The following is a 22,134-nucleotide window of genomic DNA, read 5'->3' as shown; positions in this document are numbered from 1 at the left end:
GCTTTCTGGTTTCAGAGAAATAAAGAAGGGATATCAGGAAAGTGAAGAATGTCGGGAGGGGATCTTACCGGGATGACTAATCATTCAGAAGTTAAAAGCACTCAGAAGTAAAAAGCATTCAGAAGTAAAAGGAGAGGGCGACCAGACCACAAAGGATCAATGATGACAGGGTGATTTCAAACTGGTAGCGGCGCAGTGTCATCTGTCAGTACCTCAGAATAAAAACCGGAGAAAAAAACACCCGGCGAGCCGGGTGTTAAATTAACAGTCTTGATAAGAGTGAGCAGTAATACTCACGAAGACTTCTTCGTTACTTCTTATGCTGCTGGCGTTGCTTTTGCAGCCGGAGCAGCTTTCTTAGCATGTTTCACGTGTTTTTTAGCAGCCTGAGCTTTCTGAGCTACCGGAGCAGCTTTCTTGGCATGTTTCACGTGTTTTTTAGCAGCCTGGGCTTTCTGAGCTACCGGTGCAGCTTTCTTGGCATGTTTCACGTGTTTTTTAGCAGCCTGGGCTTTCTGAGCTACTGGTGCAGCTTTCTTAGCATGTTTCACGTGTTTTTTGGCAGCCTGGGCTTTTTGAGCTACTGGCGCTTTCTTAGCTGCTTTTTTGTGTTTCTTGGCAGCCTGGGCTTTTTGCACAGGTTTTTTGTGTGCTTTGTGTTTGGTCGCATGAGCCGGAGCAGCGGTAGTTGCTGTTGCAGCTGGTGCTGGAGTTGCGGTGGTTTCAGCAGCGAAAGCAACTGAAGACAGGCCCATTGCAGCGGCTACAACCAGAGCTAATACTTTTTTCATGTGTAATTCCTTAAGAATTTTTGGTTTATGTGTCCACCCCACTGCGGGGCCGGTGAGAGAATAATAGGCGTGACGAACAGCGCTGTCCGTGAGTGATTGGTATCGGCGTGTAACGGTATGTATAAATAAAGAGATGTGTTTTATTTCAGAGTGTTAGTGGGGGATGATGTGTGGTTTGGCGTAAAGACACTCTGGTTAGTTACAACATACTTAAAGATTGCTCGCAGCTTATGGCGTATCTGCGCTTTACAGCGATGTTTTATTGTCTGGCATTACCATGTCCATACTTTACCTGGCGTAATTACTTCAGGTAACGGCACATCCCAGTGTTCTGTCGGCAACGCATCCACATGCTGGCAATCGTGCGCCAGACCTATCGGATACGGCCCGCCTTCCTGCCAGTTTTCCAGAGTACGGTCATAAAAGCCGCCACCCATCCCTAAACGTTGCCCGGTGCTGTCGAAGGCGACCAGTGGCGTCAGGATGATATTCAGCTGTAATAAAGGAATGACCTGTGCGACGTCCAGCTGCGGCTCAAGGATTTTGAGGCGATTGCGGACCAGCGGTGTTTCGGGCGTATAACGCAGAAAAAGCAGATTACCCGCAGAGAAAGGGTGTAGTACCGGCAGGCAAAGTTGCTTACCTTCGCGCCATAAGCGGTCGATCAGGGGGGCTGTATCCAGCTCGCCATCAAAAGACAGAAAGACGGAAATGGTTTTTGCGGATTGAATCTCAGGATGCGTAGCGACACGTTCTGCGGCCTGATGGGCAAAATGCGTTTGCTGCTCAGCGGTCAGAGCGTTTCTGCGTTGGCGAATTTCAGTGCGGATAATTTGTCGGGCTGAAGCGAAATGAGGAGTGTAGGGCATAGATACAAACACCAGAAAGGGATGTACCGAAAAGAAAGGGGAATCTCCGAGATGCCGTCGCAGGCTGTAACCCTTGAACCCATGGTTCAAGGTGAACGTGCTGTCGCAGTCTTTAGGCTTCTCGGACGGACCGAGCATGCGCACCGATTACGGATCATCACATTCTGTTGGTACTAATTATCGGCTCAGGGGACGGGCCCGCTGGCGAACATCTCAGAGAAATTTTTTACCGTTTCTGACGACCTGTGACCAGTCAGTCAGCAACGTGTGTTATTCGAAAGGCGCCCCTTCACGTTCAGAGATCCGGCCTTGTTCGAGCAAAGCTTGCTCGATGGTTTGTTGCAGCATCCGAATGCGTTGTTCCATATTGGATGCATAGTCGCGTGTTTTCAACCTTTCCTGAGCAAGTTCGTGACATACGTTTAATGCCGCGATGAAAACCAGTTGCTCTGTATTGGTGACTCTAGTGCGAACTTTCAGATCTTGCAACCGCTGATTAAGATCATCAGCTGCCAGATTCAGTGCTTCCTGTTGTTCTGGCGGACAATTCACTCGTAAAGAGCGACCAAAAATTTGAATATCTACCGGTTGTGCAGACATGCCACCTTCCTGCTGATTTATTCGTCCGCCCCAACGTGACCACTACGACCTGGCGCAGGATGTTGGAAGCGGGCGCCACTATAACTATCTCAATACCAGGTTACAACCCCATGACCGGCTGACTGCTGCCCGATTGTTCAGGGCGTGCCATTCATGCCTTATACCACCCCATCGCGGGCTGCTAATCTGGTACTACGACAGACCTTGGTGGTAGCATAACACGAACTTAACCGACCAACGATGGCGAATGCGCATGTCTATTGAGAATACTTACCCTACTTACGATTCGTTGGATCAAAACCTGAAACAACAATCGGTTGCTTTGACCGCAGCAGAAATGCACGGTTTGATCAGTGGCTTGCTGTGCGGTGGCAATCGCGACGGCAGCTGGCTGACGATGGTGCATGACCTGACGAACGAAGGCATGGCCTTCCCGCACACGCTGGCAGATTTGCTGCAACAACTGCGCAAAGTGACGTCAGATACCCTCGAAGATGACAGCTTTGAATTTAAAATGCTGATGCCTGACGATGAGAAACACGTCTTTGAGCGTGCCGATGCGCTGGCCGGATGGGTGAACCATTTCCTGCTCGGTCTGGGCATGATGCAGCCGAAACTCGCTAAAGTGAAAGGCGAAGTTGGTGAAGCTATCGATGATTTGCGTAGCATCGCGCAACTCGGTTACGACGAAGATGAAGATCAGGAACAACTGGCGCAATCTTTAGAGGAAGTTGTCGAATACGTTCGCGTCGCAGCGATTCTTTGCTTTGGTGAATTTGGTCACAGCCGCCCGACGGCTGCGGAAAACCACCGTACATTGCATTAATGGTTGATGGCATTAACCGAACATTGCACACATTAAAACGATTTCAGGAGAAGGTGATGACTCAGCAAGAGTTTGAGAATCGTCGTCAGGCGCTGTTAGCGAAGATGGCACCGGGAAGCGCTGCGATAATTTTTTCTGCGCCGGAAGCAACACGCAGTGCTGACAGTGAATACCCGTATCGTCAGAGCAGTGATTTCTGGTACTTCACCGGTTTCAATGAACCGGAAGCGGTGCTTATCCTGGTGAAAAGTGATGAAAATCATAACCACAGCGTACTGTTTAACCGTGTGCGTGATCTCACCGCTGAAATCTGGTTTGGCCGTCGTTTAGGTCAGGATGCCGCGCCCGCCAAACTTGGCGTGACCAAAGCGCTGCCTTTTGACGACATCAACGACCAGTTGCATCTGCTGCTCAACGGCCTTGATGTGGTGTATCACGCGCAAGGCGATTACGCCTATGCCGATGAAATCGTAAACCGTGCCATGGAAAAACTGCGCAAAGGCTTCCGCCAGAATTTCTCTGCTCCTGCGACTGTCATTGACTGGCGTCCGTGGGTGCACGACATGCGCCTGTTCAAATCAGCGGAAGAAATCGCCATCATGCGCCGTGCCGGACACATTACCGCGCTGGCGCATACCCGTGCGATGGAAAAATGTCGTCCGGGCATGTTTGAATATCAGCTTGAAGGCGAAATTCATCACGAATTTAACCGTCAAGGCGCGCGTTATCCGTCCTACAACACCATCGTGGGCGGCGGCGAAAACGGCTGCATTCTGCATTACACCGAAAATGAATGCGAACTGCGTGACGGCGATTTAGTGCTGATCGACGCCGGTTGTGAATATCAGGGCTATGCCGGTGATATCACCCGTACGTTCCCGGTGAACGGCAAATTCAGCAAAGCGCAGCGCGAAATCTACGACATCGTGCTGGCGTCAGAATACAAAGCGCTGGAAGTCTTCGGGCCGGGCAGCAGCATTCAGGCCGCAACCGAAGCCGCAGTGCGCGTGATGATTGAAGGCCTGATCAAACTCGGCGTGATGAAGGGCGACGTTGAAACCCTTTACGCTGAGCAGGCGCACAAACAGTTCTTCATGCACGGTTTATCGCACTGGCTGGGGCTGGACGTTCATGACGTGGGGCATTACGGCTCGGCAGATCGCAGCCGTACGCTGGAACCTGGCATGGTACTGACCGTTGAACCGGGCCTGTATATCGCGCCGGACGCGGACGTACCCGAAGCTTACCGTGGCATCGGTATCCGTATCGAAGACGACATTCTGATCACCGCCACCGGCATTGAAATTCTGACCGGCGATGTGGTGAAAGAAGCCGATGAAATTGAAGCATTAATGGCGGCGGCACAGAAATAATATGAGCATAGTCATTGTTGGCGGCGGAATGACCGGTGCCTCGCTGGCGCTGGCGATTTCCTCGCTGACGCAGGGCAGTTTGCCGGTGCATCTGGTGGAAGCCACTGCACCGGATCATCATGGACATCCTGGTTTTGATGCCCGCTCGATTGCGCTGGCACAGGGAACCTGCCAGCAGTTAGCCCGTGCTGGCATCTGGCCGGCCCTGAAAGCTATCGCCACGCCAATACGTGATATTCACGTCAGTGATCGTGGTCATGCGGCTTTTGTGAATCTCAATGCTGCGCATTACGGCGTCGAAGCGCTCGGGCAGGTGGTTGAGTTGCATGAAGTCGGCAAACGGCTGTTTGCCATGCTGAAAAATGCCTCCGGCGTCACGCTGCATTGCCCGGCGAAAGTCACGGATGTCGCGCGTTCGCAGGATTCTGCCAGTGTCACGCTTGATACCGGTGAAACGCTGACCGCGCAGCTGCTTGTCGCCGCTGACGGTTCACATTCTTCGCTGGCGAAAGCCTGCAACATTGGCTGGCAGCGTGAGGATTATGGTCAGATCGCTGTCATTGCCAACGTGGCAACCAGCGAGCCGCACAACAATCGTGCTTTTGAGCGCTTCACAAAACACGGGCCGCTGGCACTGCTGCCAATGTCCGATGGACGCAGCTCGCTGGTCTGGTGTCATCCGCGCGAAGCGAAAGAAGAGATTGATCACTGGAGCGAAGCGCAGTTCCTCAGCGAGCTGCAAAAAGCGTTTGGCTGGCGTCTGGGCACTATAAAACAGGCCGGTAAACGTTTCAGCTATCCGCTGCAATTACAGCAAGCCAACAGTCATATCAGCCATCGTCTGGCACTGGTCGGCAATGCAGCACAAACGCTGCATCCGATTGCCGGACAGGGGTTTAATCTCGGTCTGCGTGATGTCATGACACTGGCGGAAACGCTGGCTAATGCGACGGCGAATGGCAGCGATGTCGGCAGTTACCGCGTACTGAGTGACTATCAGCAGCGCCGCCAGCCCGATCAACAGGCAACCGTCGGCGTGACCGATGGCCTGATCCACCTTTTTGCCAACCGCTGGCTGCCGCTAATGGTCGGACGTAATCTCGGTTTACTGGCGATGGAAGGCATTACGCCGTTGCGCGATGCGTTCACCCGCAGAACTTTAGGTTGGGTTGACCGTTAAGCCTTACAGGAAAAATTATGCAATCTTTTGATGTGGTTATCGCCGGTGGCGGAATGGTGGGTCTGGCGCTGGCGTGTGGTTTACAGGGCAGCGGTCTGCGCGTGGCGGTGCTGGAAAACCAGCAACCCGATCTCGATTCACCGTTACCGGAACAGCCGGGTTTACGGGTTTCAGCTATTAATGCTGCCAGTGAACGTCTGCTGAAATATATCGGCGTCTGGGACAACATTATTGCTCAGCGTGCCAATGCCTATCAGGGGATGGAAGTCTGGGATCGCGACAGCTTCGGTAAAATCGCGTTCCGTGGCGAAGAGTACGGTTTCAGCCATCTCGGCCACATCATTGAAAACCAGGTGATACATCGGGCCTTATGGCAACGTGCGGAACAATCTTCCGACATCACTTTGCTCGCGCCGGCCACATTGAAAAATGTGGCGTGGGGCGAAAACGAGGCGTTTATCACCCTCAATGATGATCGTCAGCTCACTGCACGGTTAGTGGTCGGCGCGGACGGCGCGCAGTCGTGGCTGCGTCAGCACGCTGATATCCCGCTGACATTCTGGGATTATCGCCATCATGCACTGGTTGCGACCATCCGCACTGAAGAGCCGCACCAGTCTGTTGCACGCCAGGTCTTCCACGGCGAAGGCATTCTGGCATTTCTGCCGCTGGCCGATACCCATTTATCTTCTATTGTCTGGTCAGTTTCGCCAGATGAAGCGCAGCGCCTGAGCGCGCTGGAGCCTGAAGAGTTCAACAAAATCCTCGCCAGTACCTTTGACCTGCGCCTGGGTATTTGTACCGTAGAAAGCGAGCGGCTGACCTTCCCGCTGACCGGTCGTTATGCCCGCAGCTTTGCCGGGCCACGTCTGGCGCTGGTGGGCGATGCGGCGCACACCGTGCATCCGCTGGCCGGTCAGGGCGTCAATTTAGGTTTCATGGATGCTGCTGAACTGGCATCTGAAATCCGAAGACTGCAAAAAGAAGGCAAAGATTTCGGCCAGCACATGTATTTGCGCCGTTACGAGCGCCGTCGTAAACACAGCGCCGCGCTGATGCTGGCGGGTATGCAGGGCTTCCGCGAACTGTTTGCCGGTGACAATCCTGCCAAAAAACTGTTGCGGGATATCGGCCTGACGCTGGCGGATTCTCTTCCGGGCGTGAAACCGAAACTGGTGCGTCAGGCGATGGGGCTGAATGATTTACCTGAGTGGTTACAGGACGATTCACTTCGATTGAAATAATCTAATTTCAGCTCAGTTTTTCCATTACATTTTCTAATCCGGGGCCGGATTTCTCATTCTGCAAATGGTGAGAAATCCGGCCTTGTCGTTATATAACATCGACACTTTTGATGTTTATTTGTAGATTTTGCGTCACAAACCCCAGTTTGCCAGTCAAAAACTCTGCACAATGCCCTTGTGAAATCACTGACATCTATCCCGCTCTGCATATTTTAACTTATGGTTAGTGAGCTTATTCAGTGGTAAGTTCGAGCGAGGGTATCGTTTGCGCGGTGTGCTGTTTATGCACTTAATTAAATGAGGAATAAGATGGTTAAGCAGACTCAGCTTTATGAACAACATGTTGCGTGCGGCGCGCGTATGGTCGATTTCCACGGCTGGATGATGCCTTTGCATTATGGCTCTCAGCTGGATGAACACCACATCGTGCGTCAGGATGCCGGTATGTTTGACGTCTCGCACATGACCATTGTCGATCTCCACGGTGCCCGTACCCGTGAATTCCTCCGTTATCTTCTGGCGAACGATGTCGCCAAGCTCACCGTTCCCGGCAAAGCGCTGTACACCGGCATGCTCAATGCGTCCGGCGGCGTGATAGACGACCTGATCGTTTACTTCCTCAACGAAAATTATTTCCGTCTGGTGGTTAACTCCGCTACTCGTGAGAAAGATCTGGCATGGATTTCGCAGCATGCAGAACCGTACGCTGTTGAACTGACGGTGCGTGATGATCTGGCGCTGGTCGCTGTGCAGGGGCCGCAGGCGAAAGAAAAAGCGGAAACCTTGTTTACCGCTGAACAAAAACAAGCGGTCGCGGGCATGAAACCGTTCTTTGGCGTTCAGGCGGGCGATCTGTTTATCGCCACCACCGGTTATACCGGCGAAGCGGGTTATGAAATCGCGCTGCCGCAAGAGCTGGTGGCCGATTTCTGGCAGAAATTGCTGGCCGCAGGCGTGAAACCCGCCGGTCTGGGCGCACGCGACACGCTGCGTCTGGAAGCTGGCATGAATCTCTACGGTCAGGAAATGGACGAAGGCGTGTCACCACTGGCGGCCAACATGGGCTGGACCATCGCATGGGCACCGGAAGACCGTAACTTTATTGGCCGTGACGCACTGGAAAGACAGCGCGAGCAGGGCACTGAACAGCTGGTCGGCCTGGTGATGACCGAGAAAGGCGTATTGCGTAACGAACTGCCGGTGCGATTCAACGACAGCGCGGGCAACACGCTGGAAGGCGTGATCACCAGCGGCTCATTCTCTCCGACGCTCGGCTACAGTATTGCACTGGCGCGCGTTCCGGCGGGCATTGGCGAAAACGCTATTGTGCAAATCCGTAACCGCGAAATGCCGGTAAAAGTCACTAAGCCAGGTTTTGTCCGTAACGGCAAACCACTGGTGCAGTAAAGAATTCGTAATAAAAATTATCCAGTTAACGCTGAATTAAGCACTTTTTTGGAGAAAGTAACATGAGCAATGTTCCAGCAGATTTGAAATACGCCTCTTCCCACGAGTGGGTACGTTCAGAAGGCAACGGCGTTTACACCGTAGGCATCACCGAACACGCGCAGGAATTACTGGGCGACATGGTTTTCGTTGATCTGCCAGAAGTCGGCCGCCAAGTCGCTGCCGGTGAAGACTGTGCCGTAGCTGAATCCGTCAAAGCGGCGTCAGATATTTATTCTCCAATCAGCGGCGAAATCGTTGCGGTTAACGGCGAACTGGAAGGTTCTCCGGAGCTGGTAAACAGCGAGCCCTACGGCACCGGTTTCCTGTTCCAGATTAAAGCGTCAGACGAAAGCGAACTGGCTAAGCTGCTTGATGCAGAAGCCTATTCAGCATCCATTGAAGACTGATTAAACACTGTTTACCCGCCCCGCAACCCGCTTGCGGGGCAGATCCCGACCCGTAGCTTTTGTCAGTATCCCAAGACACCTCCAGCAGATTTCAGGAATGCGTAGCAAATGACTCAGACTCTCAGCCAACTCGAACACAGCGAAGCCTTTATCGGCCGCCATATCGGTCCGTCTTCTCAGCAGCAACAACAAATGCTGGAAACGGTCGGTGCGGATTCCTTAAACGCGCTGATCCAGCAGATCGTTCCGGTCGATATTCAGTTGCCGGGGCCGCCGGCTGTCGGCGATGCCGTGACGGAACATCAGGCGCTGGCTGAGCTTAAAGCCATTGCCAGCCAGAATCAGCGCTATAAATCCTACATCGGTATGGGTTACAGCGCGGTGCTGACGCCGCCGGTTATCCTGCGCAATATGCTGGAAAATCCGGGCTGGTATACCGCGTACACGCCGTATCAGCCGGAAGTGTCGCAGGGCCGTCTTGAAGCATTGCTGAACTTCCAGCAACTGACGTTAGATTTGACCGGTCTGGATCTGGCTTCTGCTTCTTTGCTCGATGAAGCGACTGCCGCCGCCGAAGCGATGGCGCTGGCAAAACGTGCCAGCAAACTGAAAGACGCTAACCGTTTCTTCGTGGCGGACGACGTGCACCCGCAAACGCTGGATGTGGTACGCACCCGTGCGGAAACCTTCGGTTTTGACATCATCGTTGATAAAGCGGAAAAAGTGCTCGAGCTGGAAGGCGTGTTCGGCGTGCTGTTGCAGCAGGTTGGCACTACCGGTGAAGTTCATGATTACACCGCGCTGCTGGGCGAACTGAAATCCCGCAAAATTATTACCAGCGTTGCCGCTGATATTATGGCGCTGGTTCTGCTGGCCGCACCGGGCAAGCAGGGTGCAGACGTAGTCTTCGGTTCCGCACAACGCTTTGGTGTGCCGATGGGCTACGGTGGCCCACACGCGGCATTTTTCGCCTGTGTAGACGAATTCAAACGTTCCATGCCGGGCCGTATCATCGGGGTTTCCCGTGATGCAGCGGGCAAAACTGCACTGCGTATGGCGATGCAGACCCGCGAGCAACATATCCGCCGCGAAAAAGCCAACTCCAACATTTGTACCTCGCAGGTTTTACTGGCGAACATTGCCAGCCTGTATGCGGTATTCCACGGCCCTGAAGGCCTGAAACGCATTGCGTCACGCATTCATCGTCTGACCGACATTCTGGCCGCTGGCCTGAAACAGGGCGGCCTGACGCTGCGTCATAACACCTGGTTCGATACGCTGACCGTTGAAGTTAAAGACAAAGCCGCCGTGCTGGAACGCGCGCTGAGTTTCGGTCTGAACCTGCGTACTGACATTCACGGCGCAGTCGGTATCACTCTCGACGAAGCGACGTCCCGCGAAGACGTTCAGATTCTGTTTGCCGCTCTGCTGGGTGACGATAACTGTCTGGATATCGACAAACTGGATACAGCTGCATCGACCGACAGCAACTCTATTCCTGCCGCGATGTTACGTGTGGATCCGATCCTGACCCATCCGGTATTCAACCAGTACCACAGCGAAACCGAGATGATGCGTTATATGCACCGTCTGGAGAAAAAGGATCTGGCGCTGAATCAGGCGATGATCCCGCTGGGTTCCTGCACCATGAAACTGAACGCTGCGGCAGAAATGATCCCGATTACCTGGCCGGAATTTGCCGAGCTGCACCCGTTCTGCCCGACAGAACAGGCTGGCGGTTATCAGCAAATGATTGGTCAGCTGTCACAATGGCTGGTTCAGCTCACCGGTTACGACGCTGTGTGTATGCAGCCAAACTCCGGCGCGCAGGGTGAATATGCGGGTCTGCTGGCCATCCGTCGTTACCATGAAAGCCGTAACGAGAGCGGTCGTCATATCTGCCTGATCCCAAGTTCAGCGCACGGTACCAACCCGGCTTCCGCGCAGATGGCGAGCATGACCGTGGTGGTGGTCGCGTGTGACAAACAGGGCAACATCGACCTGAGTGACCTGCGTGAGAAAGCCGCGAAAGCGGGCGACGAACTGTCTTGTATCATGGTGACTTACCCGTCAACGCACGGCGTTTACGAAGAAACCATCCGTGAAGTTTGCCAGATTGTGCATCAGTACGGCGGTCAGGTTTACCTCGATGGCGCGAACATGAACGCACAGGTCGGCATTACGACTCCGGGTTACATCGGCGCTGACGTCTCGCACCTTAACCTGCATAAAACCTTCTGTATTCCTCACGGCGGCGGCGGTCCGGGCATGGGCCCGATTGGTGTGAAATCACACCTGGCTCCGTTCGTTCCGGGTCACAGCGTGGTGCAGATTGACGGCGTGCTGACCCAAAACGGCGCAGTTTCTGCGGCTCCGTTCGGCAGCGCTTCCATCCTGCCAATCAGCTGGATGTACATCCGCATGATGGGCGCGGAAGGCCTGAAACAAGCCAGCCAGGTGGCAATTCTGAATGCCAACTACATTGCGACCCGTCTGAAAGACGCCTATCCGGTGCTGTATACCGGCCGTGATGGCCGTGTGGCGCACGAATGCATTCTGGATATTCGTCCGCTGAAAGAGACGACCGGTATCAGTGAAATGGATATCGCCAAACGTCTCATCGATTACGGATTCCACGCGCCGACCATGTCCTTCCCGGTTGCCGGTACGCTGATGGTTGAGCCGACCGAATCCGAAAGCAAAGTGGAACTGGATCGCTTCATTGATGCGCTGCTGGCAATCCGCAGTGAAATCGACCGTGTTGCGAAGGGCGAATGGCCGCTGGAAGACAACCCGCTTGTGAACGCGCCGCACGTGCAGAATGAGCTGGTCAGTGACTGGAACCATCCGTACACCCGCGAAGTGGCGGTATTCCCGGCCGGTTACGACAATAAATACTGGCCGACAGTTAAGCGTCTGGATGACGTGTACGGGGACAGGAATTTGTTCTGTTCGTGTGTACCGATGTCAGATTACGAGTAAGACCCGTTTTGACTGAGGCCGCCATTATCTGCGGCCTCAGCTAACGTCAAAATCAAGGGCGTGGGCGCCGGCCCACACCGGGTTAAGGGGCGTAAACGCGCCCCCTTAACAATCCTGCGTTTTTTCACTCCGCGCTGTCGCATTCACGATGGACATGCACCACTAAAATAGTGAGTGGCGCAAAATGCCATCGCTGCGCGATCCCCTCATTTCAGGCTTCGAGCCTTTCGGTCTCGAACCGTTCATTCGGTGTCATTTTTGATCACGCCAATGCGCTTTTCTAAAAGATAAAAGATAAAAGACAATCTTCTTTTGAATTCAAGATCGTGCAGGCGATAAGCCACCCTTGAGGCCAGTGTGGCTGGCAACCCACGACCTTGACTTTGCAGTTGAATTTTCCTCTTCTACACTTTCCTGACTTCCCCCACTGGAGTATTCAATGAAAATCGCTCTCGTCACCGGCGCCAGCCGCGGCATTGGCCGTGCAACGGCTCTGCTTCTTGCGCAGCAGGGTTACGCCGTCGGTGTGAATTACCTGAATAACGAAACCGCAGCACAATCTGTTATCGATGAAATCCATCAGGCTGGTGGCAAAGCAATTGCGCTGAAGGCTGATATTGCCGATGAAGCGCAGGTTGTCGCGATGTTCAAACAGTTCAGCGCCGAACTCGGTCCGATCACCGCGCTGGTGAATAATGCCGGGATTTTGTTCCAGCAGACCACCATTGAAAATCTCTCCGCCGAACGTATCAATAAAGTGCTGTCTACCAACGTGACCGGGTATTTCCTGTGCTGCCGCGAGGCGGTGAAAATCATGTCGCATCGGCATGGCGGAAAGGGCGGGGCGATTGTGAATGTGTCCTCAGCGGCCTCCCGTCTGGGCGCACCGGGCGAATATGTCGATTACGCGGCATCGAAAGGCGCGGTGGATACCCTGACCACCGGTCTGGCGCTGGAAGTGGCGGCTTACGGTATTCGCGTAAACTGCGTGCGTCCCGGCCTGATTTATACCGAAATGCATGCCAGCGGCGGAGAGCCTGGGCGTGTCGATCGCGTGAAAGCCAATCTGCCGATGCAGCGCGGCGGTCAGCCGGAAGAAGTCGCACAGGCGATTTCCTGGCTGCTGTCGGATTCCGCCTCTTACGCCACCGGCAGCTTTCTCGAGCTGGCAGGCGGCAGGTAATCAGAATCAGTCACTGATAACGGGGATCACTCCTCGTTAACTCCCCGTTCACTCCCCTCAAACGGTCAACTCCACACAATCGGTCATTAACGGTCATCAGATTGCGCGAGGAATTGTGACCGTTTGCAAATCTGTTGCTGTCTTGTTGCAACGCAAATGACGATTTAATGCCGTTCCCGCCACAGATCCAAACTTTAACATTTCATCTTTTCTCACCTTTTCGTGACAACTATCACAGGACGATTGTGGCAAAAAATGCGCACAGTCGCCTTTGAGGCACTGCGCATTCCGTAAATACCCGGCTGCGTATCCTATTTGACATCGGGAAAGAGGAATCACCACATGCTGCCAGTAGAGCGACATCGTTATATCACCGAAATTCTCAGCCAGCGCGGACGCATCCTGGTGCAGGAAGTGGCGCAGTTATGCCGCATCTCGCTGGAAACCGCGCGGCGGGATCTGGCGCTGCTGGAAAAGCGTGGCGTGCTGTTACGCAGCCACGGCGGCGCGGTGTTTATGGAGCATTCGGCGGGCGAAAAAACCTATGTGCCTTCGCAGATTGAACAGGGCGAATCCTTCCGTGACCGCAGTAATCAGTCGCCGGACAGTAAAACGCGTATCGCCAAACGCGCATTACAGCTGATCAATCCCGGCGATTGCCTGCTGCTCGACAGCAGTTCCAGCAGCTGGTTTCTGGCGCGTCAGTTGCCCGACATTCAGCTGGTGGTGCTGACCAACTCGGTTCACATCATCCAGACGCTGGCGGTGAAAGCTAACGTGCGGGTGATCGGACTGGGCGGTGAATACTCGGCGAAATACGAAGATTTCGTCGGCGTGCTGGCCGAGCAAATGCTGAAAGAGTTCGTCATCAACAAACTGTTTTTCTCCTGTCACGGCATCAGCCACGAAGGCGGCATCCGTGAAAGTAACGAGCATCATGCGCGGCTGAAACAGCAAATGCTGCTTTCCTCCGAGCACAAAATTTTGCTGGCTGACTCCAGCAAATTCGGCCGCCGCTCCTTTGCGCGGATCTGCCACTACCGGGAAATCGACACACTGATAACAGACCATCTGGAGGATGAAGAATTCCGCCAGGAACTGGCCTGGAGCAACGTTAACGTGATTGAAGTTTCTCCGTCACCCCTACAGAAAAAAACTAAAAACAGCCGCAACGGCCCGTTAGCTGCGGCACATAACTGACCTACCAGGAGAGTAAACATGATCAAGAAATCCGTTCTTGCCTGCCTGTTCGCCACAGCCATGTTGTCCCTGTCTGCGCACGCCGCCGACAAAATCCGCATGGGCGTGGTGGTGAAAGTCGGCGGTAACGCCTGGTTTAACGCGATGGAAGCCGGGATCAAAAGCGAAGCGGCCAAACGCGGGATCGACGCGTGGCAGGTCGGGCCGACCAGCGCGGATCCGGCGTTGCAGGTGCGTGCGATTGAAGATCTGATCGCCCAGAAAGTGGATGTGATCGGCGTAGTGCCGAACGATGCCCGCGTGCTGGAGCCGGTACTGAAACGCGCTCACGACGCCGGGATCAAAGTCATCGTGCATGAATCACCGGATCAGAAATATGCCGACTGGGATTTCGAAATGGTCGATGCCACGCAGCACGGCATTAACCACATGGTCGCGCTGGCGCAGTGCATGAAAGAGAAAGGTGATTACGCGGTATACGTCGGAAGTCTTACCGTGCCACTGCATCAGAAATGGGCCGATGCCGCCATCAATTATCAGAAAGAACACTATCCGAATATGCATCTGGTCGGCGACAAATTTGGCGTGGGTGAATCCCTCGATGACAGCATCCGTACCACCAACGACCTGATGTCCAAAGACGCCAATCTGAAAGGCATTCTGGCTATCGGTTCACAAGGCCCGATTGGCGCAGGTCGCGCGGTGCTTAACCGTGGCAAAACTGACGACATCTGCGTATTCGGACCATTCAGTCCGGGCCAGGGCGCAAGTCTGGTGAAAGCCGGCGCCATCAAAGGCGGCTTTATCTGGAACCCGATGGTCGCCGGTGAAGTCTTTGTGCGCATCGCCGAGAAGCTGGAAAAAGGCGAAAAAATCACTGACGGCATGACCATTGAAGGCATGGGCAAAGTGAAAGTCGACGAGGCAACGCGCACCATTCTGGGCAACGAAACCGAAAGCCTGGACAAAGCGAACCTGCCGAAACTGGTCAAAATGGGGCTGTAATCATGGCAATCTCCGAGATCATTCAAACAGATAACGCGCCGCTGATTGATGTGCAAAACCTGTCGGTGACCTTTGGCGGGCAGCGTGCGCTCAACGACATTTCCCTGCGGCTGATGCAGGGAGAAGTTCACTGCCTGGCGGGCACCAACGGCTGCGGAAAAAGTACGTTGATCAAAGTGATCTCGGGGGTTTATCAGCCGGATAACGGCTGCCAGATCACGCTCAGTTCGCCCTCGCAGGGCAGCCAGAGTTTCAGCAAACTGTCCCCGGATCAGGCGCGGCAGTTTGGCGTGCAGGTGATTTATCAGGACTTGTCGTTGTTCCCGAACCTCAGCGTGTTCGAGAACATCGCCTTCGACCACAACTTACAGGGGCTGATGGGCTGGTACCGCCCGTCACGTCTGCGGGAAACTGCGCAGCGCATTTTGACTGAACTGAATTACACGCTCGATCTCGACAGCAAAGTCTCGGCACTGCCGATTGCCCAGCGTCAGCAGGTGGCGATTTGCCGGGCGCTGGTCGCCGATGCGCGATTAGTGATTATGGATGAACCGACCGCCTCGCTGACCCGTACTGAAGTGAATCAGCTGCTGCGCACCGTGCATTATCTGAAAAGCAAAGGCATCAGCGTGGTGTTCGTCAGCCATCGCCTCGATGAAGTGCTGGAGATTTCCGACAGCGTCACGGTTATCCGCGACGGTAAAAAAGTCGGGACGTTCCCGGCCTCCGAAGTCAGCAGCGAACGCCTGACCGAGCTGATGACCGGCCTGAAACTCGATTACCGGCTGAAAGCCGCCAACATGAATGACGAACGCATCATGCTGGAAACCGACAAACTCAGCCGCGCAGGGCAGTATCACGACGTCAGTTTCAAACTGCACGCCGGAGAAGTGCTCGGTTTATGCGGCCTGCTTGGTTCCGGCCGCACCGAACTGGCACTCAGCCTGTTTGGCATGACCAAACCGGACAGCGGCAAAATCTACCTCGACAGTAAACCGGTGCGTTTTCGCAGCCACGAAGACGCGATCAAATCCGGCGTCGGTTATGTGTCGGAAGATCGCCTGACGCTTGGCCTGATCCAGCAACAGTCGGTCGGCGACAACACCGTGCTGGCGATCATGGATCAGTTGCGCAGCCGTTTTCACCTGATCGATGAATACCGCAAAAACAAGATCATCCAGCAGTGGATCGAAAAACTCGGCGTCAAAGTCGCCAGTCCTGAACAGGCGATCTCCACACTTTCCGGCGGTAATCAGCAAAAGATCGTGCTCGCGAAATGGGTACTGACGCAGCCGAAAATCCTGATCCTTGATTCCCCAACGGTCGGCGTCGATGTCGGTGCGAAAGCCAGCATTTATCAGCTGATCCACCAGCTGGCGGAAGAGGGGATTTCAATCCTGCTGATTTCCGATGAAGTGCCGGAAGTCTATTTCAACTGCGACCGCGTGCTGCATTTCAGTGAGGGCACGGTGGTTGGCGAATATCTGCCGGGCGCGATCACCCAGCAACAACTTGCGGAGGCGGTCAATGCTTAAGCTCAGCCGGTTACGCCCGTCCAGCAACGAAGGTTATTTAGCCTGGGTATTGCTGGTGGTGATTGTCACCTTTTCCTTACTCAGCAATCAGTTTCTGACCTTGCAGAACCTGGTGGATCTGACTGAAAGCTACGCCGTCAGCGGCATCTTTGCCCTCGGCCTGTTCGTGGTGCTGGTCACCGGCGGTATCGATATTTCGTTCGCTGCCGTGGCTTCTGTCGTGCAGTACATCATCGCGACACTGGCGATCCACTACGGCCTGAGCAGCCCGACCGGCAGCATTTTACTGGCGGTCGCCATCGGCACGGTGCTGGGGATGATCAACGCCATTCTGATCTACTGCCTGCGCATCGTGTCGATCATCGTCACCATCAGTATGCAGTCGCTGCTGTTTGGCATGCTGATGTGGCTGACCAACGGCACCAGTCTGTATGACCTGCCGGACTGGCTGACGACGCCAATCCGCGTGCTGCCGTTCAGCGTCGGCGAACAGCATTATCAGATTGGTTTGCCGGTGGTGGTGATGCTGGCGGTCGCCGGGCTGAGCTGGATCCTGCTCAACAAAACCCATCTCGGACGCCAGTTGTTTGCGGTGGGAGGCGATCAGGAATCTGCGCGCCGTATCGGTATCCGTGTCGGGTTATTGCATCTGTTTGCTTACGGATATCTCGGCGCGATGGCGGCGATTGGCGGGCTGGTGCAGGTGTATCGCGTCGGTGAGGTGGTGCCGAATGCGCTGGTCGGCGGCGAGCTGGATGTGCTTGCAGCGGCAGTACTTGGCGGTGCCAGCCTTAATGGCGGCAAAGGCAGCGTGGTCGGCACTCTGATGGGCGTGTTCCTGATTGGCGTGCTGAAAAACGGCCTCAACCTGATCGGCGTTTCCAGCTACTTCATGAACATCGTCATCGGCGTGGTGATCGTCGCGGCCATCACTGTCACCCATTACAAAAAACGCAAAGAAACCGAAGTCGGCTTCGCCTGAGGAAAACCGCTATGTTCGCAAAAAGCAGAAATGTGAGTCTTAAAGCGAAGCCCGATGCGCGGCCTCGCCTGAAAATCGCTTCCCTGAAAATAGATAGCACAACATTGGGATTATCGCTGTTATTGCTGGTGGTGATCATCGGCTTCAGCCTGGCGATGCCGGGGCGCTTCTTCAGTGACGCCACCTTTATGAGCGTCGCCTTCCAGCTGCCGGAACTCGGTTTACTGACGCTGGCGATGTTTATCCCGATCCTCAGCGGTGGCCTGAACCTGTGCATTATCGCCACCGCCAACCTGACCAGTTTACTGATGGCGTGGGTGTTTCTCACCTGGCTGCCACCGGATGCCAGCATGGCGATGCAGGCGGTCTGGCTGACGCTGGCATTGGTCGGCGCAATGATTCTGGCGCTGGTGATTGGCATGCTGACCGGCGCGCTGGTGGCGTATGTCGGCGCGCATCCGATTCTGGTGACGCTGGCGACCATGACCATGGTGAACGGCGTCGGCATCTACCTTTCACGCGGCGCGGCGATCAGCGGTATGCCGGATATCGTGCGCTTTATCGGCGCGGAAACCCTGCTCGGCGTGCCGGTTCCGCTGATTATCTTCCTGCTGACCGCAGCCTTAATCGCGGTGTTTTTAGAACGCACACGCCTCGGTAAATACATCTACATGAGCGGCAGCAACATCAACGCCACCCATTTCAGCGGCATCAATACCCACCGCGTGCTGATTGCCATCTACGTGATTTCCAGCATGTTATGCGTGATTGCCGGACTCATCATGATGGCGCGTTTCAACTCGGCGCGCATGGGCTACGGCGACTCGTATCTGTTGCTGACGGTGCTGGCCATCATTCTTGGCGGCACCGACCCCAACGGCGGCTTCGGCAAAGTCGCAGGTGTGGTGCTCTCGCTGATTGTCCTGCAGGTGATTTCCACCGGCCTGAATCTGATGAACGTCAGCCCGCATTTCAGCCTGGCGATGTGGGGCGCGGTACTGATTGTGGTGCTGGCGCTGAAATTCTTCCGCAGCCGTTATCTGCAAAAAAGGGCAGGGCGAATGAGCGCTGCCAAAGCGCGGGCGGCTCAACCTTAAACACTTTTTTAAAATTGCCTCTGACTTAGGAAAACATCATGGAATACAAAATTTCTCCGTCGCTGATGTGCATGAGCCTCATCGACATTAAACAGCAACTTGAAGTGCTGAACCGCCGCGCCGATATGCTGCACATCGACATCATGGACGGCCATTACGTCAAAAATATCACGCTGTCGCCGTTCTTTATTGAGCAGATCCGCCCGCATACGCCGCTGGTTCTGGACGTGCATATGATGGTGGAAAACCCGGCTGACTTTATCGAGCCAATAGCCAAAGCCGGTGCCGATTTTATCTGTCCGCACGCAGAAACCATTAATCGCGACGCGTTCCGCATCATCAATCAGATCCGCTCGCTGGGTAAAAAAGTCGGCGTGGTGCTCAACCCCGCGACACCGGTGGAATACATCCAGCACTACATTCATCTGCTGGATAAAATCACCGTGATGACCGTCGATCCTGGCTATGCCGGTCAGCCGTTCATCCCTGAAATGCTGGGGAAAATCGCGCAACTGCGTGACCTCAAACAGCAAAAAGGCTACCGCTATCTGATCGAAATCGACGGCTCCTGCAACCTGCGCACCTATCAGGATCTGATGGGCGCGGGCGCGGAAGTGCTGATCGTCGGCAGTTCCGGCCTGTTCACGCTGGACAATGATCTGGATGTTGCCTGGGACAAAATGCTCGATCAGATGCGTCAGGCGCGTCACGCAGCCTGAGGGCAGGAGAGCCGTATGCCGCACTTTCTTGGAGTGGATGTCGGGGGCACCAATACCCGTTTAATGCTGATGGACAGCCAGCAAAATTTTCGCGGCTACCACAAAACCCCGACCCAAAGCTGGGCGGGGCAGACTGACCCGTTACAGGGGCTGGAAAACCTGATCACGGCGTATTTGCAGGAACAGGATCCGCATCATCAGGTGGCGCAAGTCATGCTCGGGCTGCCGGGCGTATTGTCCCGCGATCGCCAGACCGTGCTGTCGCTGCCGTTTATCTCCGCACTGGATAATCAGCCGGTGGCGGCGATGCTCTCGCAACGTTTACACCTGCCGGTGGCGATGGATAAAGACGTAAACCATCTGATGTGGTGGGATTTAACACGGCACAGTGCGCTGCCGGATGTTGCTGTCGGGCTGTATCTCGGCACCGGGCTGGGCAACAGTTTGTGGATCAACGGCGATTTTTACCACGGCGCGCACGGCGGTGCGGGTGAACTGGGGCACATTCCGCTGGCGGGGAATCCGTTACTTTGTCCCTGCGGCAAAACCGGCTGCGTCGAGACGCTGACGTCCGGCAACTGGCTGACCGGCTGGGCGCGGCAACATGCGCCACAAACGCCGTTCGCCGACCTGTTTGTACGTCACGCGGGGCATGTGGATTTAACTGAATTTGTGGCACGACTGGCGCGCACCGTCGCCAGCGAAATGAACATTCTGGATCCCGAATATCTGGTGCTGGGCGGTGGCGTGCTGGCGATGGAGAACTTCCCGCTGGTCGAACTGGAACAGCAGTTACGCAGTCATCTGCGCAGCCCGTATCCGGCGAACGGCCTGACCATTCATTTCAGCGCCGTCACCGACGAGACCGGTTGCCGTGGCGCATGTTTAGCCGCACAGCGCGTTTTTCCGTCGCAGCCAGCTCTGGCAGCCGGAACATTTTCCTTCAGGAGAGAGGCATGAACAAAGGCAAGGTATGCGTATTTGGGTCTTTCAACCTCGATATCGTGGCAGGCATGGCGCGTTTCCCCAAACCGGGAGAATCACTGATTGCGCGCAACAGCATGATGGGCGCGGGCGGCAAGGGCGCCAACCAGGCGGTCGCCGCACTGCGTGCCGGTGCGCGTGTGCATTACATCGGTAAAGTTGGTCGCGATGATTTCGGCATGTTTGCCCGCCGCCATCTCGACAGCGCCGGTTTCGACGCCGTCACGTTGTTCTCCACCAGCGAATGCCCGACCGGCAACGCGTTGATTTATGTCGCCGGAGCCGATGCCGAAAATATGATTGCCGTTGATCCGGGCGCAAACCTGACGGTCACCGACGAAGAAGTCGAACAGTGCCGTCCGGCCGTCGCCGCCGCTGATATCCTGCTGACACAGCTGGAAAATAACCTGCCAGCGATTGAAAAACTGATCGGTATCGCGAAGGACAACGGCACTTACATTATCCTCAACCCCGCGCCGTTCCAGCCCGTTTCTGACCATTTACTGGCTCAGGTGGATTTACTCACGCCCAATGCCACAGAATGCACGCTGCTGACCGGCATTGAAGTCTGCGATATTCCCTCCGCCGAACGCGCTGCTCACGCGCTGCACGCCAAAGGGATCCAGGCGCTGATCATCACGCTGGGCACGCAGGGCGCATTGCTTTCGGTGAACGGCGAAACGCAGATTATTCAGGCCTGTCCGGCGACCCCGGTCGATACCACCGGCGCAGGCGACGCCTTTAACGGCGCGCTGGCCTCCCAGCTTGCCGCCGGCGCCACACTCCCCGAAGCCGCACAATTCGCATCTGCTTATGCTTCTGTATGTGTGGAACGCGCAGGCGCAGCCGCATCAATGCCGACGTATGAAGAAGCACGTGAAAGAATGGGGGTTGTGGTGGTTTGAAGCAGGGTTTTCTTTGCTCCTTCCCCTCTCACGAGGGGAAGGGTTTTATTACTTCAGCCAGCCCTGCTGATGCGCATTATCCAGATGAGTGCGGATATGCAGCCACAGTTCAGGATGGATATCGGCGATAAAGGCATTACGTGCCAGAACCTGCTCGAGACGGATATTGTTTTCCACCCAGCTCTGACCCTGATTATTCAGGTTCATGACCATCGGCATCACGCGGTCGATCACCAGCGCAAAGCGCGCTTCAGGGGTTTCGCCCGCTTCATATTCATTCCACAAATCCAGGAACTGCGTGCTCATGGGCACAGGCAGCAGGCCGAACAGGCGTTTCGCTGCAATGATTTCCTGATCGTGAACCGCCGCGCGGGCAGCGAGATCGTAAACCAGCACATCACCGGCATCGATTTCGACGATGTCGTGGATCAGCGCCATGCGGATGACTTTATTGATATCAACGCCTTCCGGTGCGAAAGGGGCCAGAGACATTGCTGCCACGGCGAAATGCCAGCTGTGTTCTGCGGAGTTTTCCTGACGCTCAGTGCCTAACACTTTGGTGCGACGTTGCACGCTTTTCAGCTTGTCGATTTCCATCAGGAACTGAAAAACTTCGGTCATTGCCCCAAAATTCAGCGGGGTAGTTGCTGCAGACATACTAAAACCTTAGTCATATTGACGGCATGGTAAACGGCGTTATTTTCATTTTTCCGCTACACCTTAGTCGCTTGATATAAAAAAATCATGTTTTTGGGTGCGGAAAATCCCGCTGTAGTCTGAATGTCACTTTGGTAAATTATAAA

The 22,134-nt window shown here is 54.8% G+C and carries 20 protein-coding genes and 1 other RNA gene; 16 read left to right on the top strand and 5 right to left on the bottom strand.

The annotated features are described in order from the left end of the window. Window positions 1–317: 317 nt before the first annotated feature. From asr to zapA, 4 genes are all read right to left on the bottom strand, one after another. Complete coding sequence (gene asr, locus ACM615_RS10705) at window positions 318–791, bottom strand: acid resistance repetitive basic protein Asr (RefSeq protein WP_113878248.1); 474 nt, start codon at window positions 789–791, stop codon at window positions 318–320. A gap of 272 nt (window positions 792–1,063) precedes the next feature. Continuing rightward, window positions 1,064–1,660: a 5-formyltetrahydrofolate cyclo-ligase gene (locus ACM615_RS10700; protein WP_129637935.1), complete on the bottom strand. Its 597-nt coding sequence runs from the start codon at window positions 1,658–1,660 to the stop codon at window positions 1,064–1,066. Window positions 1,661–1,699: 39 nt separating this feature from the next. Then, window positions 1,700–1,883: non-coding RNA, 6S RNA (gene ssrS, locus ACM615_RS10695), on the bottom strand. A gap of 47 nt (window positions 1,884–1,930) precedes the next feature. After that, the gene (gene zapA, locus ACM615_RS10690) at window positions 1,931–2,260 is read right to left on the bottom strand and encodes a cell division protein ZapA (protein ID WP_112290630.1); all 330 of its coding nucleotides are present in this window, start codon (window positions 2,258–2,260) and stop codon (window positions 1,931–1,933) included. 253 nt (window positions 2,261–2,513) lie between these two features. Between zapA and ACM615_RS10685 the strand changes: the two genes are divergently transcribed. From ACM615_RS10685 to rbsK, 16 genes are all read left to right on the top strand, one after another. Beyond that, the gene (locus ACM615_RS10685; RefSeq protein ID WP_120506533.1) at window positions 2,514–3,086 is read left to right on the top strand and encodes a YecA family protein; all 573 of its coding nucleotides are present in this window, start codon (window positions 2,514–2,516) and stop codon (window positions 3,084–3,086) included. A 56-nt stretch (window positions 3,087–3,142) separates the two neighbouring features. Continuing rightward, a complete protein-coding gene (gene pepP / locus ACM615_RS10680; protein ID WP_431011863.1) occupies window positions 3,143–4,459 on the top strand; it encodes a Xaa-Pro aminopeptidase in 1,317 nt (438 codons plus the stop codon). 1 nt (window position 4,460) lies between these two features. Then, a complete protein-coding gene (gene ubiH / locus ACM615_RS10675; protein ID WP_431011862.1) occupies window positions 4,461–5,639 on the top strand; it encodes a 2-octaprenyl-6-methoxyphenyl hydroxylase in 1,179 nt (392 codons plus the stop codon). Between the two features lie 17 nt (window positions 5,640–5,656). After that, window positions 5,657–6,883, top strand: coding sequence for an FAD-dependent 2-octaprenylphenol hydroxylase (ubiI, locus tag ACM615_RS10670; RefSeq protein WP_113878251.1), 1,227 nt, complete (start codon window positions 5,657–5,659; stop codon window positions 6,881–6,883). A 309-nt stretch (window positions 6,884–7,192) separates the two neighbouring features. Then, a complete protein-coding gene (gene gcvT / locus ACM615_RS10665; RefSeq protein ID WP_431011861.1) occupies window positions 7,193–8,290 on the top strand; it encodes a glycine cleavage system aminomethyltransferase GcvT in 1,098 nt (365 codons plus the stop codon). A gap of 62 nt (window positions 8,291–8,352) precedes the next feature. Continuing rightward, on the top strand, window positions 8,353–8,739 hold the full coding sequence (gene gcvH, locus ACM615_RS10660) for a glycine cleavage system protein GcvH (RefSeq protein WP_129637938.1): 387 nt from the start codon (window positions 8,353–8,355) through the stop codon (window positions 8,737–8,739). A 108-nt stretch (window positions 8,740–8,847) separates the two neighbouring features. Beyond that, entirely contained in the window at window positions 8,848–11,721 is a 2,874-nt protein-coding gene (gene gcvP / locus ACM615_RS10655; RefSeq protein ID WP_431011860.1) for an aminomethyl-transferring glycine dehydrogenase, read from the top strand. 439 nt (window positions 11,722–12,160) lie between these two features. Continuing rightward, window positions 12,161–12,904, top strand: a complete 744-nt coding sequence (locus ACM615_RS10650) for an SDR family oxidoreductase (RefSeq protein ID WP_431011859.1) — start codon at window positions 12,161–12,163, stop codon at window positions 12,902–12,904. Window positions 12,905–13,246: 342 nt separating this feature from the next. Next, window positions 13,247–14,104, top strand: a complete 858-nt coding sequence (locus ACM615_RS10645; protein ID WP_112288408.1) for a DeoR/GlpR family DNA-binding transcription regulator — start codon at window positions 13,247–13,249, stop codon at window positions 14,102–14,104. An 18-nt stretch (window positions 14,105–14,122) separates the two neighbouring features. After that, on the top strand, window positions 14,123–15,109 hold the full coding sequence (locus tag ACM615_RS10640) for a substrate-binding domain-containing protein (protein WP_238485700.1): 987 nt from the start codon (window positions 14,123–14,125) through the stop codon (window positions 15,107–15,109). A gap of 2 nt (window positions 15,110–15,111) precedes the next feature. After that, entirely contained in the window at window positions 15,112–16,644 is a 1,533-nt protein-coding gene (locus ACM615_RS10635) for a sugar ABC transporter ATP-binding protein (protein WP_112288407.1), read from the top strand. Beyond that, on the top strand, window positions 16,637–17,626 hold the full coding sequence (locus tag ACM615_RS10630; RefSeq protein ID WP_431011858.1) for an ABC transporter permease: 990 nt from the start codon (window positions 16,637–16,639) through the stop codon (window positions 17,624–17,626). Before ACM615_RS10635 ends, ACM615_RS10630 begins: the two co-directional genes overlap by 8 nt. An 11-nt stretch (window positions 17,627–17,637) precedes the next feature. Further along, complete coding sequence (locus ACM615_RS10625) at window positions 17,638–18,723, top strand: ABC transporter permease (protein WP_113878381.1); 1,086 nt, start codon at window positions 17,638–17,640, stop codon at window positions 18,721–18,723. A 38-nt stretch (window positions 18,724–18,761) separates the two neighbouring features. Further along, complete coding sequence (alsE, locus tag ACM615_RS10620) at window positions 18,762–19,442, top strand: D-allulose 6-phosphate 3-epimerase (protein ID WP_112288404.1); 681 nt, start codon at window positions 18,762–18,764, stop codon at window positions 19,440–19,442. Window positions 19,443–19,457: 15 nt separating this feature from the next. Next, complete coding sequence (gene alsK / locus ACM615_RS10615; protein WP_431011857.1) at window positions 19,458–20,402, top strand: allose kinase; 945 nt, start codon at window positions 19,458–19,460, stop codon at window positions 20,400–20,402. After that, the gene (gene rbsK, locus ACM615_RS10610) at window positions 20,399–21,331 is read left to right on the top strand and encodes a ribokinase (RefSeq protein WP_112288402.1); all 933 of its coding nucleotides are present in this window, start codon (window positions 20,399–20,401) and stop codon (window positions 21,329–21,331) included. The genes alsK and rbsK overlap by 4 nt, the downstream gene beginning before the upstream one ends. A gap of 48 nt (window positions 21,332–21,379) precedes the next feature. Here the strand turns inward: rbsK and ACM615_RS10605 are convergent, their stop codons facing one another. Then, a complete protein-coding gene (locus ACM615_RS10605) occupies window positions 21,380–21,988 on the bottom strand; it encodes an HD domain-containing protein (RefSeq protein ID WP_112288155.1) in 609 nt (202 codons plus the stop codon). Window positions 21,989–22,134: the final 146 nt, after the last annotated feature.

Origin of the sequence: Rahnella sp. PAMC25617 (assembly GCF_050606005.1) — a bacterium.
Taxonomy (GTDB): Bacteria; Pseudomonadota; Gammaproteobacteria; order Enterobacterales; family Enterobacteriaceae; genus Rahnella; species Rahnella variigena.
This window is presented reverse-complemented; position numbering and strand designations above follow the sequence as displayed.